The organism is uncultured Microbacterium sp., assembly GCF_947632095.1.
Taxonomy (GTDB): Bacteria; Actinomycetota; Actinomycetes; order Actinomycetales; family Microbacteriaceae; genus Microbacterium.
Genome location: NZ_CANROA010000047.1, coordinates 1 through 13879 on the forward strand (window position 1 = coordinate 1; position 13879 = coordinate 13879).

At 69.3% G+C, this 13879-nt stretch carries 18 protein-coding genes; 8 read left to right on the plus strand and 10 right to left on the minus strand.

Features of this window, described 5'->3' with window-relative positions:
- Positions 1-636: lyase family protein (locus Q0Z66_RS10365; protein WP_298040819.1), on the plus strand; the 636-nt coding region annotated here is incomplete at its 5' end.
- Between the two features lie 57 nt (positions 637-693).
- On the opposite strand, the gene Q0Z66_RS10370 is transcribed toward Q0Z66_RS10365, so the two are convergent.
- Positions 694-1026, minus strand: a complete 333-nt coding sequence (locus tag Q0Z66_RS10370) for a hypothetical protein (protein WP_298040821.1) — start codon at positions 1024-1026, stop codon at positions 694-696.
- On the minus strand, positions 1023-1670 hold the full coding sequence (locus tag Q0Z66_RS10375; RefSeq protein ID WP_298040823.1) for an acyl-CoA synthetase: 648 nt from the start codon (positions 1668-1670) through the stop codon (positions 1023-1025). Before Q0Z66_RS10375 ends, Q0Z66_RS10370 begins: the two co-directional genes overlap by 4 nt.
- Before the next feature lie 285 nt (positions 1671-1955).
- Between Q0Z66_RS10375 and Q0Z66_RS10380 the strand changes: the two genes are divergently transcribed.
- Entirely contained in the window at positions 1956-2843 is an 888-nt protein-coding gene (locus Q0Z66_RS10380; protein ID WP_298040824.1) for a hypothetical protein, read from the plus strand.
- A 7-nt stretch (positions 2844-2850) separates the two neighbouring features.
- Here Q0Z66_RS10380 and Q0Z66_RS10385 read toward each other — a convergent pair whose 3' ends face one another.
- A complete protein-coding gene (locus Q0Z66_RS10385; RefSeq protein WP_298040826.1) occupies positions 2851-3693 on the minus strand; it encodes a universal stress protein in 843 nt (280 codons plus the stop codon).
- An 89-nt stretch (positions 3694-3782) separates the two neighbouring features.
- Here Q0Z66_RS10385 and Q0Z66_RS10390 point away from each other — a divergent pair, with 89 nt between their 5' ends.
- The gene (locus Q0Z66_RS10390) at positions 3783-4094 is read left to right on the plus strand and encodes a DivIVA domain-containing protein (protein ID WP_298040828.1); all 312 of its coding nucleotides are present in this window, start codon (positions 3783-3785) and stop codon (positions 4092-4094) included.
- Here Q0Z66_RS10390 and Q0Z66_RS10395 read toward each other — a convergent pair.
- Entirely contained in the window at positions 4091-4927 is an 837-nt protein-coding gene (locus Q0Z66_RS10395) for a sulfurtransferase (protein WP_298040830.1), read from the minus strand. The genes Q0Z66_RS10390 and Q0Z66_RS10395 overlap by 4 nt on opposite strands.
- 78 nt (positions 4928-5005) lie before the next feature.
- On the minus strand, positions 5006-6526 hold the full coding sequence (locus Q0Z66_RS10400; RefSeq protein WP_298040832.1) for a cell division initiation protein: 1521 nt from the start codon (positions 6524-6526) through the stop codon (positions 5006-5008).
- A gap of 295 nt (positions 6527-6821) precedes the next feature.
- On the opposite strand from Q0Z66_RS10400, the gene Q0Z66_RS10405 reads away from it, so the two are divergent.
- From Q0Z66_RS10405 to Q0Z66_RS10415, 3 genes are read left to right on the plus strand one after another with little or no spacing between them, the layout of a single operon-like run.
- The gene (locus Q0Z66_RS10405) at positions 6822-7676 is read left to right on the plus strand and encodes a metal ABC transporter substrate-binding protein (protein ID WP_298040850.1); all 855 of its coding nucleotides are present in this window, start codon (positions 6822-6824) and stop codon (positions 7674-7676) included.
- Positions 7673-8392: a metal ABC transporter ATP-binding protein gene (locus Q0Z66_RS10410; protein ID WP_298040834.1), complete on the plus strand. Its 720-nt coding sequence runs from the start codon at positions 7673-7675 to the stop codon at positions 8390-8392. The genes Q0Z66_RS10405 and Q0Z66_RS10410 overlap by 4 nt, the downstream gene beginning before the upstream one ends.
- Positions 8389-9273, plus strand: coding sequence for a metal ABC transporter permease (locus tag Q0Z66_RS10415; protein ID WP_298040836.1), 885 nt, complete (start codon positions 8389-8391; stop codon positions 9271-9273). The genes Q0Z66_RS10410 and Q0Z66_RS10415 overlap by 4 nt, the downstream gene beginning before the upstream one ends.
- Here the strand turns inward: Q0Z66_RS10415 and Q0Z66_RS10420 are convergent.
- Entirely contained in the window at positions 9254-10303 is a 1050-nt protein-coding gene (locus tag Q0Z66_RS10420) for an NAD(P)-dependent alcohol dehydrogenase (protein WP_298040838.1), read from the minus strand. The two genes, Q0Z66_RS10415 and Q0Z66_RS10420, sit on opposite strands and share 20 nt — an antisense overlap.
- Before the next feature lie 132 nt (positions 10304-10435).
- Here Q0Z66_RS10420 and Q0Z66_RS10425 point away from each other — a divergent pair, with 132 nt between their 5' ends.
- On the plus strand, positions 10436-10897 hold the full coding sequence (locus tag Q0Z66_RS10425) for a hotdog domain-containing protein (RefSeq protein WP_298040840.1): 462 nt from the start codon (positions 10436-10438) through the stop codon (positions 10895-10897).
- A 4-nt stretch (positions 10898-10901) separates the two neighbouring features.
- On the opposite strand, the gene Q0Z66_RS10430 is transcribed toward Q0Z66_RS10425, so the two are convergent.
- Together Q0Z66_RS10430 and Q0Z66_RS10435 are read right to left on the minus strand one after the other, a co-directional pair.
- Positions 10902-12374 (minus strand): MATE family efflux transporter, encoded by a 1473-nt coding sequence (locus Q0Z66_RS10430; RefSeq protein ID WP_298040842.1) that lies wholly within the window; start codon positions 12372-12374, stop codon positions 10902-10904.
- Positions 12375-12490: 116 nt separating this feature from the next.
- Positions 12491-12916, minus strand: a complete 426-nt coding sequence (locus Q0Z66_RS10435) for a helix-turn-helix domain-containing protein (protein ID WP_366938988.1) — start codon at positions 12914-12916, stop codon at positions 12491-12493.
- Positions 12917-12978: 62 nt separating this feature from the next.
- On the opposite strand from Q0Z66_RS10435, the gene Q0Z66_RS10440 reads away from it, so the two are divergent.
- A complete protein-coding gene (locus Q0Z66_RS10440) occupies positions 12979-13341 on the plus strand; it encodes a DoxX family protein (protein WP_298040844.1) in 363 nt (120 codons plus the stop codon).
- Between the two features lie 6 nt (positions 13342-13347).
- Here the strand turns inward: Q0Z66_RS10440 and Q0Z66_RS10445 are convergent, their stop codons facing one another.
- Complete coding sequence (locus Q0Z66_RS10445; RefSeq protein ID WP_298040846.1) at positions 13348-13659, minus strand: ABC transporter permease subunit; 312 nt, start codon at positions 13657-13659, stop codon at positions 13348-13350.
- A 19-nt stretch (positions 13660-13678) separates the two neighbouring features.
- Positions 13679-13879: hypothetical protein (locus Q0Z66_RS10450; RefSeq protein ID WP_298040848.1), on the minus strand; the 201-nt coding region annotated here is incomplete at its 5' end.

Here is a 13879-nt window from a genome sequence, read left to right on the forward strand (position 1 = left end):
GAGTCGCACGACTGGCAGGTCGAGCTCTACGACCGCATGCGTCACGCCGGCGGCATCCTGCACAACCTCGCCACCGATATCTGGACCTACATCTCGATCGGCTACTTCACGCAGATCCCCGTGGCCGGCGCCACCGGATCCTCGACGATGCCGCACAAGATCAACCCGATCCGCTTCGAGAACGCCGAGGCGAACCTCGAGCTGTCGGCCGCGCTGCTCGGATCGCTCTCCCAGACGCTGGTCACCAGCCGCCTGCAGCGCGACCTCACCGACTCGACGACCCAGCGCAACATCGGCGTCGCCTTCGGCCATTCGCTGCTCGCACTCGACAACCTGCGCCGCGGCCTGGGCGAGATCTCCCTCGCCCGCGAGGTGCTCCTCGCCGATCTCGACTCGAATTGGGAGGTGCTCGCCGAGGCCATCCAGACCGTGATCCGCGCCGAGGTCGTCGCCGGTCGTTCGACGATCAGCGACCCCTACGCACTGCTGAAGGAGCTCACGCGCGGGCACCGCGTGGGAGCCGCGGAGCTCGCCGAGTTCGTCTCGGGCCTGGAGATCGGCGATGCCGCGAAGCAGCGTCTGCTGGCCCTCACCCCCGCGACCTACACGGGTATCGCCGAGCGCCTGGCGAAGTAGCCGTTCAACGCAGAAGCCCCGAGCCAGTGGCTCGGGGCTTCTGCGTTGTCCCGGCGATCAGTCGCCGGCGGGCTTGTCCTCGGGGTCTTCGTCGTAGAGCACGGGGCGCTCGACGGTCGCCTCGTCGTACTGGCGGGGGTCGACGGCGAGGATCAGCATCGACATGATCAGCAGCGTCACGATGAACGCACCGCCGCCGACCACCAGACCGAGACCCACCGGGGTCAGCCCCTCGTACGTCCCGTTGGCGATCATGGCGTTCACCCGCGAGGTGAAGGCTCCCGTCGACACGAGCGTCACCGCGGCGGCGAACACTCCGCACGCCAGGGCGATCCCCAACAGGTGCAGGGGGCGCAGAAGCTCCCGGCGCTCGACCTTCTTCTCACTCACGACTGTCCTCCCGTCTCGACCGGCTCGCTCGTGGCGGCGCCGGTCGCGGCATCCTTCTTCTCCTCGGCGCGACGCGGCGAGAACCCGGCGATCGCGAGGAAGACCGCGACGATAGCCGTATATCCGCCGAGCATGCCGACGGCCAGGATGATTCCGGTGAGCGTCAATGCTCCCGCCCCCTCGACCGTGTAGTCGAGCGAATAGCCGACCGGGATCACGAGGAGGATGACCGCGAGAAGGAGTCCGAGCACACCGATCGTGATCGAGTCCTTGGCGGTGCTGTCGATGTTGCGGGCGCGCAGGCCCGCGATGAGTTCGATGAGGCCGGTCGCCGCGGCCCAGATGATGAGGACGAGGAAGAACGCGCCCTCGGTGCGCAGGGCCGGAACTCCGCTGACGGCAGCCGCGAGGAGGTCGACGATGCCGAGCAGGATGTAGGGCGCGCGTCCGTCGGGACGCGGTACGACCCAGGCGGCGATGAGGAGCACGAGTCCGCTCGCAGCCACGAATCCGCCGAAGACGGAGAAGCCGACTTCGGCCGAGTGATCGGCGGAGAACGTGACCATGACCGCCGACAGCGCGGCGAAAAAGGCGCGCAGAAGTTGGACGTGACGCACGGTGAAGGTGCGGGCGGTGGCAGACATGGCTCTTCCTCGGTCTTCCGGGGTGATGCTTCCAGTCTACGCGCGGGCAGGAGCGCCCAGGCCCAGGAAGAATGCGGGGCCGGCACTCGTCCCCAGAACGACTGCCGGGCCCCGCAGAAAGCACGCAGCGGGGGGACACTGCGCGACAGACGGACCATGGCCACTGCGCCCAGTCGCGAAGCCCATCGTGTCACCCACACCTGAAACCCGGCGGCCCGGGCGATCGTGCGTGGACTTATGCTCGAGAATACTGAGTACGTTTTCACATACCTGGGGATGTCTGTGATGGTCGAGCAAGAAGATTTCGCTGAGGCCCTCCGCGACGCGATACGTCGGCGTGGAGTGACTCTGACCTGGCTGCGCGAGCATCTGGCCGACAGCGGCAACCCCGTCTCCGCGGCGACGCTCAGCTATTGGCGGTCGGGGGCACGGCGCCCGGAAGGCGCGCAGTCGATCGCGGCGATCGAGCAGATCGAACAGCTCCTGCGCCTGGAGGCGGGCACGCTGGTCTCGCGCATCGGCCGCAGCCAGCGGGTCGGACCGCTGCCGAGCGCGCAGTACCCCCTGGAGGCCGCGCGCCTGGAGAAGACCGTCTCGGAAACGTTCGCCGCGCTGGGCGCCCCCGCGATCGACCCGGCGCGCGATGTGTCGACGACGTCGGTGACGGAGGTCGGCGCCGATGGCGCAGTGATCTCGCGCACCACCCGCACCCTGCTGCAGTCGACATCGGGGACCATCACGAGCGTCCCCTACCTCGAGATCACGGCCGGGGTTCGATCACCGGCGCCGATCTACTCGGTGATCGCCGGCGGCCGCATCTCCGACGTGTACTCGCACCCCGGAGGCGAGGTGCACGGCGCGATGTTCGAGCTGGAACGTCCTCTGGGCCCCGCCCAGACGACGATGCTCGAGTGGTCTCTGACGCTGCCCGACGGCTTCCCCCTTCCGCACGAGACGGGGCACGGGATCGCCCGACGGGCCCGCGAGCTCGTGCTCTGGACCCGCTTCCACCCCGACGCGCTCCCTGACTGGATCGACGAGATCGAGGAATGCCCGGATGGCACGACCGTCACGCCGCTTCACCTCGATGGCGCGACTTCCGTCCACCAGGTGCGTCAGAACTGGGGACCGGGGATGCTCGCGCTGCGCTGGGGATACGGCCCGCGGCCCTGAGCCGGGCTCAGCGCACCACCGCGGTCGCCGTGCTCAGTCGTGTGAGCACCTCGTGGCTGATGGAGCCGAGGAGGAACCGTGCGATCGCCCCGCGGCCGTGCGAGCCGACCACGGCCAGCGTCGCGGTCGCGGCGAGTTCGTTGATGACCGCGGAGGGGTAGCCGGGCAGCGCGCGGGTCTGGATCTCGAGGTCAGGATAATCCTGGCGGAGACCGGCGAGCGAGAGGGCGAGCGTCTCCTCAGCCGTGCGCTCGAGCGCCTGCATGTAGTCGTCGGGGTAGACCAGCGAGTTGCGGGGCCGTGCGGTCAGCGGCGTCCATACGGAGACGGCGATGAGCGGCTCGCGCAACCGGTCGGCCTCAGCGGCGGCGAAGGCGATCGCGGCGCTCGATACCGGTGAACCGTCCACACCGACGATGACGCCGTTGCGGTCGTCGAGATCATGATCGGGGATGACGACGACGGGAATGGCGGATGCCGCGACGATGCGGATGCCTCGGATGCCGCGCACGGGCCCCGATTCCGGACCGCGGTAGTCACTGCCGATGACGAGCATGTTCTCGCCGGCCGCCGTCTGGGTGAGCTGTGCCACCGGGTCCCCCTGCAGCAGGATCGTCTCGACGCTCAGCCCGTCGGCGCGCAGCTTCTCCGCTTCGCCCTCGAGCCAGTCGCGCACCTGCTGCGACGTCTCGGCGAGCAGCTCGCCCTCTCCGACGACGCCGATGGGCCCGCCGATCACCGAGGCGAGCAGCAGCGGCAGCTCCCTTTCCCGGGCGCGCTGCGCGCTCCACGCGATGACACGGGTTCCGGCGGACGTGGGTTCGACGCCGGCGACGATGCGATTGCTCATGGTGAGTCCTCCTGAGCCGAGCGTATCCAGGTGCACCCCTGCACGGCTAGGGTTACCACCCGGGAGAACTCCGGAGGTATGCTCCCGACATGAGGAGTTCTGACCTGCTCCGTGTTCGGCTGCCCGCAACCAGCCTGCGAACCGGTTATGACGCCGATGATGTCGACGATCTTCTGGACCGTGCGACATCCGCCCTCGACTCATGGGAGCGGGGTGATCCCGCCACCGATCTGCGCTGCGAGGAGCTGCTCGATCACGAGCACAGCGCTTCGGGCACGCTGTTGCGCAGCGTCCGCCTGCGGCCGGGCTATGCGATCGACGCGGTCGACCAGCTGCTCGACGACATCCGCGCCCAGCTGCTCATCTACGAGGCGCAGGGCGGGGACGACTCCGCCTCCTAGGCGCCGGTCGCCACCGGGCGCCCCGGGGTGTTCGACCACTGGCTCCACGAGCCGGGGTAGATCTTCGCGTCGATGCCCGCCTCCGCGAGCACGAGTGCGCTGTGGGCGGCCGTGATCCCGGAGCCGCAGTAGAGCGCGACAGGGGCACCCGCGGTGACGCCGACGGCGGCGAAGCTCTCGCGCAGCGTGTCGACGTCGTTGAGGGTGCCGTCATCGCCGACGTGCTTCGTCGTCGGCAGGTTGACGGCGCCGGGGATGTGACCGGCGATCGGGTCGAGCGGTTCGATGTCGCCGCGGAAGCGCTCCGAGGCGCGCACGTCCAGCAGCACGCCGTGCTGCGGGAATTCGGCCGCCTCATCGATCGTGATGCTGTCGCGGGTGACGTCGTCGAGCGTCGCATTGCCGAGCGTGTACTCCACGGATCCGGCTTCGACCTCGCCCCCGGCCTCCGTCCAGGCGCGCCATCCGCCGTCGAGCACCCGGATGTCGACGCCGCCCTGACACAGCAGCCACCAGGCGCGTGCGGCGGCGAGTCCGCCGGCGTTGTCATAGGCGACGACCGTATCGCCGTCGTTGATGCCCCACCGGCGCACGGCGTCCTGCACCTGCTGCGTGGTCGGGAAGGGGTGGCGCCCGTCCTGCGGTGTGCCGTGCGCGGTGAGCTCGGTCTCGAGGTCTGCGTAGACCGCGCCCGGGATGTGTCCGGCGAGGTAGTCCTCACGGCCGTCGGAGGGTCCTGCACCGGGCATGCTCAGCCGCCACCGCACATCGATGATGCGCACCCCGGTGCGCATCAGGTCGGCGAGCTGGGCGACATCCACGAGATGAGACATACCCACAGGCTACGCGGGCAGGACGATGAAGGGCACCGCGGCGCGAACGCTGCGGTGCCCTTCATCACGCGGGTGGGATCAGTTGTCGTCGTCCGACTCGTCCTCGTCGCCGGCCTCGACGGAGTCCTCGTCGGATGCGTCCTCCTCGGATGCCTCATCGGCGACGGCCTCATCGGCGGAAGCATCCTCGACCGGGGCGTCCTCGACCGGGGCGTCCTCGACGACCGTCTCATCCGCAACCGCGGCGACGGTCTCGTCTTCGAGGTCTTCGCTGCCGAGAACACCATCCGGACGGATGAGCTCCCGAACCTCGGCCATGAAGCTGTTCATCTGCTGCTGCTGCCAGCGCAGCTGACGCGTACGGTCCTCGGCGTCGCGCAGCACATCGGTCGCGTGGCCGGTGACGGTGGCGACGATCTTCTGCGCCTTCGCACGGGCGCGCTCGAGGGTCTCGCGGGAGCGGACCTGGGCGTCGGCCTCGATGGCCTGCGCCTGCGAGCGCATCAGACGCTCGTAGTCATCGGCCTTCGCGGAGATGCGCTTGGCGTGCTCGAGCGACGAGGCGACCTGCTCGTTGGCGTCGGTGGTGATGCGCTCCGCGTGCGCGACGGCCTGGTTGTGCAGCAGCAGGAACTCCTGCTGCGCCTCGTCCTGACGACGGGTGAGGGTCTCTTCGAACTCGAGGACGCGGGCGTTCATCTCGCGCACCTCGCGCTCGGCATCCGCGCGCTGCTGCGTCGTCTCGCGCGTGACCATCGAGCGCAGCGCCGCGGCGCCCTTCTCGGCCTCGGTGCGGACGGTCGCGGCCTCCTGCTCGGCCTGGTTGACCTTCTCGGCGGCGTGCGCGGCCTCGCGGTTGATGCGCGCCTCGTGCGCGGTGAACTCGGTGTCGATGCGCAGGCGCACCTGGTCGGCGTCGTGCTGGGCCTGGGCGGTGATGCGCTCGACCTCGGCCGCGAGCTCCATGCGGCGGGCATCGGCCTCGCCGCGCGCGGCCTCGAGCAGGCGCTCCGCCTGCACCGCAGCGTTCTGGATGAGCACGGTGGCCTGCTCCTCGGCGACCCGCAGGACCGCCTCGAACTGCATGCGCGAGCCCTCGGTGTCGCCGTCGCTCTTGGGCGCGTCGACGAGCTCGTTCGTGAGCGTCGAGACGTGGTTCTCGGCCTCTTCGGCCTGTGCCCGCGCGGCGACGAGGTCGGCCTCGAGCGCGGCGATGCGCGCTTCGTTCTCGGCCTGGGCCTCGGCGATGCGGGCGTCCTGCTGCTCCTGGAGCTCCTCGAGGCGGGCGGCGCTGGCGGCGGCGCGCTCGTCGCCCTCGGCACGGGCGGCCTCGACCTCGGCGCGCACCGACTCGATGTCGCGGTTCACACCGTCGCGGGCCTCGGCGAGCTCGCCCTCGGCACGATGCAGCTGCATGCGCAGTCCGGCGATCGCCGCGTCGACCTCGCCGCGATCGTAACCGCGGAAGCCGACCGTGAAGGCGCCCTGCTGCTCGCGGGGCTGACTCTGCCCCTGCGCCTGGTTCTGCCCCTGCACGAGCTGATCGAAGAAGTCAGCCCCCTGCGCGTCGTCGTGGGTGTTCTCGCGGGAGTCGTTCACAGAGGGACCTTTCTGGGTGTTGTGGATCGCTGGAGGAACCCGAATCCGGGTTCACAGGGTGGGGGGAGAATGCGATCCACAAAAGAGTGGGGAAGAGCAGTGATGAGGATCCCTTCTAGCCTAATCGAGCCGCCTGTGGATGGGGAACCGGGAGTTTCCACCCGCGCTGCGCCGAGCACTTGTTTTCGGCGCGGCGAAAAGATAGCTTTTCGGCATGCCGAAAAATGGTCGTTCGTGCGCCGCGTGGGCCGCGATGCTCACTGTGGCTTTCGCGCTGCCGGCCTGCGCCGCACCGATGCCCTCGACGGCGGATGCCGCATCCGATGGCCGTCCGGTCGTGCTGACGACCTTCACCGTGCTCGCCGACATCGCCCGAAACGTCGGCGGCGAGCACCTACAGATCCTCTCGATCACCACTCCGGGCGCCGAGATCCACGGATACGAGCCCACACCCGGTGACATCCGCCGGGCCTCCGACGCCGCGCTCATCCTCGACAACGGACTGGACCTCGAGGCCTGGTTCGCACAGTTCGTCGCCTCGGCGGATGCTCCGCACGCCGTCGCCTCGGACGGCGTCGAGCCGATCCCGGTCGCCCTCGGCGAAGCATCCGGCGCCCCCAACCCCCACGCCTGGATGAGCCCGCTCAACACGCAGCTCTACGTCGACAACATGGTCGCGGCCTTCAGCGACCTCGATCCCGCCCACGCCGAGGACTTCGCCGCCCGCGGCGCCGCCTACAACGCGGAGCTTCAGCAGATCCACGACGAGATGCTCGACGGCCTGAGCGATGTTCCCGTCGAGCGCCGCATCCTCGTCACCTGCGAGGGCGCGTTCAGCTACCTCGCCCGCGACGCCGGACTCGACGAGGCGTACATCTGGCCCGTCAATGCCGACCAGCAGGCGACGCCACGACGCATGGCCGCGACGATCGACACCATCCGCGAGCGCGATGTGCCCGCGGTTTTCTGCGAATCGACCGTCTCCGATCGGGCGATGCAGCAGATCGTGCAGTCCACGGATGCCGTGTTCGGCGGCGTCCTCTACGTCGATTCGCTGTCGGCCGCCGACGGGCCGGTGCCCACCTACCTCGACCTGCTGCGCCACGACGTCGACACGATCGTCGCCGGGCTGACGGGAGACGCCCCATGAATCCGGTCGATGTGCGTTCCGCGACCGTCCGCTACGGCGACGTGCTCGCCCTCGACGACGTGTCGATCTCCCTCGCCGCCGGCCGGATCACCGGCCTGGTCGGCATGAACGGGTCCGGCAAGTCGACACTGCTCAAGAGCATCCTCGGGCTCGTCCGCCCGGCATCCGGATCCGTCACGATCCACGGGAGCGACCCCGCGGGCGCGCGCCGGCGCGGGCTCATCGGTTACGTGCCCCAGAACGAGGACGTCGACTGGGCGTTCCCCGTCTCGGTGCGCGACGTCGTCATGATGGGGCGTTACGGCCGGCAGGGCATGCTGCGGCGAGCGCGGCAGTCCGACAGGGATGCCGTCGCCGAGGCCCTCGACCGCGTCGAGCTGGCCGATCTCGCCGACCGGCAGATCGGGCAGCTCTCCGGGGGCCAACGCAAGCGCGCCTTCGTCGCCCGCGGGATCGCTCAGGGCGCCGGGATCCTGCTGCTGGATGAGCCGTTCGCCGGCGTCGACAAGCGCAGCGAGGCGACGATCGTGCGCCTGCTTCGCGAGCTCGCGGCGTCCGGCAGCACGGTGCTCGTCTCCTCCCACGACCTGCACGCGCTGCCCGAGCTCGCCGATGACGCCGTGCTGCTGCGGAGTCGGGTCCTGTTCCACGGTTCGGTCGAGGAGGCGCTGGCTCCGCAGAACCTGTCGCGCGCCTTCGGACTGGAGGCGTCATGATCTGGGACTGGATTCTCGAACCCCTGCAGTACGAGTTCATGGTGCGCACCCTCGCGACGACCGTGATCGCGGCGGTGCTGTGCGCCGTGCTATCGTGCTGGCTGGTGCTGGTGGGCTGGTCGCTCATGGGCGATGCGGTCTCGCACGCGGTGCTGCCCGGGGTGGTGCTGGCCTACATCTTCGGGGCGCCGTTCGCGATCGGCGCGCTGGTCTTCGGCTTCCTCGCGGTCGGGCTCATCGGGCTCATCCGCGATACCAGCCGGGTGAAGGAGGACGCCGCGATCGGCATCGTCTTCACCACCCTGTTCGCGCTGGGGCTCGTGATGATCTCGGTCACCCCGAGCCACATCGATCTGAACCACATCATCTTCGGCAACATCCTCGGCGTCTCCCGGGCGGACCTCGCGCAGATCGCGATCCTCGCGGTCGTCGCTTTCACCGTGCTGATCGTCAAGCGCCGCGATCTGACGCTGTTCGCGTTCGACCCGACGCATGCCTTCGCGATCGGCCTGTCGCCGCGGCTGCTCAGCGCCCTGCTCCTGGGCGTACTCGCGCTCACCTCGGTCGTCGCCCTGCAGGTGGTCGGGGTGGTGCTCGTCGTCGCGATGCTCATCATCCCGGGCGCCACCGCCTACCTGTTGACGGATCGTTTCGGGCGGATGCTGGTGATCGCGCCCGTCCTCTCGGCGCTGTGCAGCGTCGTGGGCATCTATCTCAGCTACTGGTTGGACGCAGCATCCGGGGGTCTCGTCGTCGTCGTGCAGGGCGTCGTCTTCGCTCTCGTCTACCTGTTCTCGCCGCGTCAGGGCGTGATCGGGAGACGGGTGCGCGGGCGGCGGCTCAGCACCGCCCGCGCCGGGGTCAGCGTCCGTTCGGGGTGACGACCGCGCGACCCGAGAGCTCGCCGGCCTCGAGCCGGCGATAGGCCTCGAGCGCGTCGTCCATCGCGAAGTACTCGACGTCGGGGACGATCTTGCCCGCGCGGTAGAGGGCCGCGACCTCGTGGAGCTCCTCGATGGTGCCCCAGTAGGTGCTGGTGAAGTCGACCTCGTAGGGAACCTTGAAGAAGTTCCATGCGAACTCGCCGCCGGCGATGCCGACGACCGTGAGGCGGCCCTGACGGGCGACGACGGATGCGGCGAGCGCGATGGTCGGCGCGACGCCCACGAAGTCGAACACGGCGTTGACGCCCTTGCCGCCGGTGAGCTCGCGGATGCGCTCGGCCTGGCCCTCGCCGCCGGGGACCGTGATGGCGCCGAACTCCTCGGCACGAGCCATGGCCTCGGGCTTCATGTCGGTCGCGATGACGGTGGCGCCCGTGATCGCGGTGAGGATCTGCACGGCCACGAGGCCGAGGCCGCCGAGGCCGATCACGAGGGCGGTCTTGCCGCCGCCCGCCAGCTTCGGCAGCGACAGCTTGATGGCGTGGTACGGGGTGAGCCCGGCATCCGCCAGCGGGGCGGCGGCGTAGGGGTCGGCGTCGCCGAGGGGCACGAGGTTGCGGGCGGGCACCGTCATGTACTCGGCCATGCCGCCGTCACGGCCGAGGCCGGAGGCCATGTAGGGCATGTCGGCGACGTTGTCGCAGTAGGTGTCCTGGCCGCGCGAGCACGGTGCGCAGTGTCCGCAGCCGATGGGCCCGTAGACGAGATAGGCGTCGCCCTTGTTCAGGCCCGTGACGCCCTCGCCGACCTCTTCGACCCAGCCGGAGCTCTCGTGGCCGAGGATGTACTTCGGCTCGAGCTGGGTCATGCCCATGCTCGCGTCGTAGTCGGCGTACACGGCGACATCGGAGTGGCAGGCGCCGGCGCCGGCGACCTTCAGCAGCACCTCCCCGGGGCCCGGCGTGGGCTTGTCGACCTCGGTCAGAGCCGGCTTGGTCTTCCAGTTCTCGAATACGACGGCGCGCATGCTGCCTCCTTGAGCGTGTGGGTTGGTCGGGCCGGGTCCGGTCCCGACGATCCGAGGCTATCGAGCGGGGCCGCGATGCGACAGGACCGGGCCCGTAACGCGCCGGTCACATGGCTTCCGTAGCCTGGATGCATGGCAACACCCTGGCGCGCGCACGACGACGGCATCAACTTCCACACCCGCAAGTGGGTCCGGCCCGAGGACCTCAACGCGAACGGCTCGCTGTTCGGCGGGAGCCTGCTGAAGTGGATCGACGAGGAAGCCGCGATCTACGCGATCGTGCAGCTGGGCAACTACCGCGTGGTCACCAAGCTCATCTCGGAGATCAACTTCGAGGCATCCGCACTGCAGGGCGACCTGATCGAGATGGGACTCACCGCGACCGAGTTCGGCCGCACGTCGCTGACGATGCGCGCCGTGGTGCGCAACATGATCACCCGCAAGCGCATCCTGACGATCGAGAAGATCGTGTTCGTGAACCTCGGCGACGACGGGCGCCCCGCCCCGCACGGCTACGACTCGATCACCTACGACCGGGACCGGATGCCGCGCGAGCACGCCGCGACCGACACGATCCGCCTCCCCGGCGTCTGACCTCTCAGCGGCGCAGCAGCTTCTTCCACCGCTTCTGCACGACGATCGGAACCGGTTGGGTGACGACGGCATCGACGGTGAGCGAGCTGTTGTCGGGGCCGATGATCGCGATCGGCGTGGTCAGGGTCATCTCATCGGGCGTGACGGGCATCTTCGCCAGCGCGCGGTGCGCCCGCACATAGGCGGGCACGAGGATGACGACGGCGCCGAGCCACGCGAGCGGGTTGCTCAGCGCGACGCCGCCGAAGCCGAGCACGGCGCCGAGCGCGACGGCGGCGCCCACGCGCATGAACAGCTCGATGACTCCGGTCACGGTGGGAATCAGCGCCTGGCCGAGTCCCTGAAGCGCTCCGCGCAGCACGAACAGCACACCGAGCAGCGCGTAGCTGGCGCCGTTGATGATGAGCATGAGGTGGGCGAGTTCGACGACCTCATCGGAGCCCTCTCCGACGAACAGGCGCACGAGGTGCGTGCCGAAGGCGATGAGGACGGCACCGAGGACGAGGGATGCCGCGATCGCCATCCACGTCGCCTGGACGACGCCGGATCGGATGCGGTCGGGGCGGCGCCCGCCGAAGTTCTGCGCGACGTACATCGACACGGCGAGACCGAGGGATTGCAGCAGTGCGGTGGCGAGGCTGTCGACGCGCGATGCCGCGGTGTAGGCGGCGACCGCCTCGGATCCGAGCAGGTTGAGGGCCACCTGCACGACGAGGGTGCCGATCGCGATGATCGAGGCCTGGAAGCCCATCGGGAGCCCGAGGCGCAGGTGATCGGCGATATCGGCCCGGGTGATCCGCCAGTCGGCGCGGCGCACGTGCAGCACCGGCATCCGCCGCCGCACGAATACGAGGCACAGGAGAACCGAGACGGCCTGCGAGACGACCGTCGCGAGTGCGGCCCCGGCGACGCCCCAGCCGACGGGACCCACGAGCACGATCACGAGGACGACGTTGAGGACGCAGGCGATCGTGAGGAAGATGAGCGGCGTCTTGGAGTCTCCGATCGAGCGGATGATCGCCGACAGGTAGTTGAAGAACATCGTCGCCCCGCCGCCGAGGAAGCTGATCTGCGTGAACAGTGTCGCTTCGGCGAGTAGTTCGGGCGGTGTCTGCATGAGCACGAGCACGGGTTCGGCCAGCAGCGGCCCGCCCACCGTGATGAGAATGCTCGCGACCGCGGCGAGCACGGTGCCCGTGGCGACCGATCGGCGCACGGCGGCGAAGTCCTTCGCGCCGAAGGCCTGCGCGGTCGGGATCGCGAAACCGCTCGTCATGCCCCATGCGAATCCGAGCAGCAGGAACAGGAGTGAGCCCGTCGCGCCCACCGCGGCCAGAGAGTTCACCCCGAGCTCGCGTCCGACGACGATCGTATCGACGACCTGGTAGAGCTGCTGCACGATGTTGCCGATGAGCAGCGGCACGGAGAAGGCGAGGATGACGCGCCACGGGCGTCCGGTGGTGAGAGAGGTGGCCATGCGGCAGGGGCTTCCGGGACGATACGGGTGATGTGCATGCCGCGTTACGGCGAGGAGTCAGTGTATCGAATCGTTTCGATCTCAACCTTGACGAAAGATGGGCGGATGCCGCCGGATCACCGCGAGTCGTAGCGAGCCCGCGCCGCCTCGACCTCGGGCTGGTGCGCGAGGGCCCAGGTGCCGATCGTGACCGCGATCGGCACGAGCGTCGCGCCGAGCGGGGTCAGCTCGTACTCGACCCGCGGCGGCACCTCGGCGTGCGCCGTGCGCTCGACGAGCCCATCGCGCTCGAGCTGCCGCAGCGTTCGGGTGAGCATGCGCTGGGAGATGCCGGGGATGCGCTGGAGCAGCTCGGTGAAGCGCATCCGGTCGCGCTGCAGCGTGGCGACGAGCAGCAGCGACCACTTGTCCCCGACCCGGTCGAGCATCTCCCGAACCATTCGCCCGGCGGATTCGTCGAAGGAGCAGGTCTCCTCGTAGCCGAAGCCCTCATCGCGGGCCGCGACCGCCGGTAACACCGATGTGCCTTTTGTACGCGTCATCCCTCTCCCCCATTCTTGGTTACTGATCGTAACAATCGAACCCCGCAGAACAGGACACCCGAATGCTCATCGCCCTCTGGATCGTCAATGCCCTCCTCGCGCTCGCCATGCTCGGCGGCGGCGGTATGAAGCTCGTCACCCCGAAGGCCACGCTCGCCGAGCGCGGCATGCCCTGGACGGAGGACTTCTCGTCGCTGTCCATCAAGGCCACCGCCGCGCTCGAGGTCATCGGCGCACTGGGCCTCATCCTGCCGCTGCTCACCGGAATCGCGACGATCCTCACCCCCATCGCCGCCGTCGGTCTCGCCATCATCATGGTCGGCGCCACCGTGGTTCACCTGCGCCGCCACGAGCCCGCCGCACCCGCACTCGTTCTCACACTGCTCGCGGTCGCGAGCGCCGTCCTCGGATTCCTCACGGTCTGAGCGCGGTCATTTCTCCGCGGCGGCAGCCCCCAGATTCCCGCCCTGGCTGGAGACGAAGGTGCTGATCGTCGGCGCGATCGTGCGCATCTCGGGCTGGCGCAGGATGAAGACGCTCAGCGCGAACTCGTTCCAGATCGCGACGCTCGTGAGGATCACGACGGTCGCGGTGACGGGCCGCAGCATCGGGAAGACCACGCGGAAAAGCGTCTGCACCGGGCCCGCACCGTCGATGACGAACGGTTCGTCGCCTACTCGACGACGCTTCTCATCCGGGCGTCCACGGTCGGCACGCCGCCGCAGAACCGCTGAGACGACCACCGTTCTGCGATGAGCGCATTCAGCCCTTGCTGGTGACGAGCTCGCCGCTGAGCCGCTCGGCCACCCGCGGACGCGCGATGCGCGGCTCACGGACCGGTGCGACGGCCGGTTGTTCGACGGCCGCTGCGGATTCCTCGACGACGGCCACGATCGCGGGCGCGGGACGCGCCTCGATCGCCCGGACCGCGACGCGCAGGCCGAGTCCGGCGACAAGCGCGAC

What these genes read in the sequence shown, in the direction of transcription:
- Q0Z66_RS10375 (WP_298040823.1), bottom strand. Translation starts at nt 1,670, where the DNA reads ATGTCTGCCACCGCCCGCACCTTCACCGTGCGTCACGTCCAACTTCTG.
- Q0Z66_RS10380 (WP_298040824.1), top strand. Translation starts at nt 1,956, where the DNA reads ATGGTCGAGCAAGAAGATTTCGCTGAGGCCCTCCGCGACGCGATACGT.
- Q0Z66_RS10385 (WP_298040826.1), bottom strand. Translation starts at nt 3,693, where the DNA reads ATGAGCAATCGCATCGTCGCCGGCGTCGAACCCACGTCCGCCGGAACC.
- Q0Z66_RS10390 (WP_298040828.1), top strand. Translation starts at nt 3,783, where the DNA reads ATGAGGAGTTCTGACCTGCTCCGTGTTCGGCTGCCCGCAACCAGCCTG.
- Q0Z66_RS10395 (WP_298040830.1), bottom strand. Translation starts at nt 4,927, where the DNA reads ATGTCTCATCTCGTGGATGTCGCCCAGCTCGCCGACCTGATGCGCACC.
- Q0Z66_RS10405 (WP_298040850.1), top strand. Translation starts at nt 6,822, where the DNA reads ATGCCCTCGACGGCGGATGCCGCATCCGATGGCCGTCCGGTCGTGCTG.
- Q0Z66_RS10410 (WP_298040834.1), top strand. Translation starts at nt 7,673, where the DNA reads ATGAATCCGGTCGATGTGCGTTCCGCGACCGTCCGCTACGGCGACGTG.
- Q0Z66_RS10415 (WP_298040836.1), top strand. Translation starts at nt 8,389, where the DNA reads ATGATCTGGGACTGGATTCTCGAACCCCTGCAGTACGAGTTCATGGTG.
- Q0Z66_RS10420 (WP_298040838.1), bottom strand. Translation starts at nt 10,303, where the DNA reads ATGCGCGCCGTCGTATTCGAGAACTGGAAGACCAAGCCGGCTCTGACC.
- Q0Z66_RS10425 (WP_298040840.1), top strand. Translation starts at nt 10,436, where the DNA reads ATGGCAACACCCTGGCGCGCGCACGACGACGGCATCAACTTCCACACC.
- Q0Z66_RS10430 (WP_298040842.1), bottom strand. Translation starts at nt 12,374, where the DNA reads ATGGCCACCTCTCTCACCACCGGACGCCCGTGGCGCGTCATCCTCGCC.
- Q0Z66_RS10435 (WP_366938988.1), bottom strand. Translation starts at nt 12,916, where the DNA reads ATGACGCGTACAAAAGGCACATCGGTGTTACCGGCGGTCGCGGCCCGC.
- Q0Z66_RS10440 (WP_298040844.1), top strand. Translation starts at nt 12,979, where the DNA reads ATGCTCATCGCCCTCTGGATCGTCAATGCCCTCCTCGCGCTCGCCATG.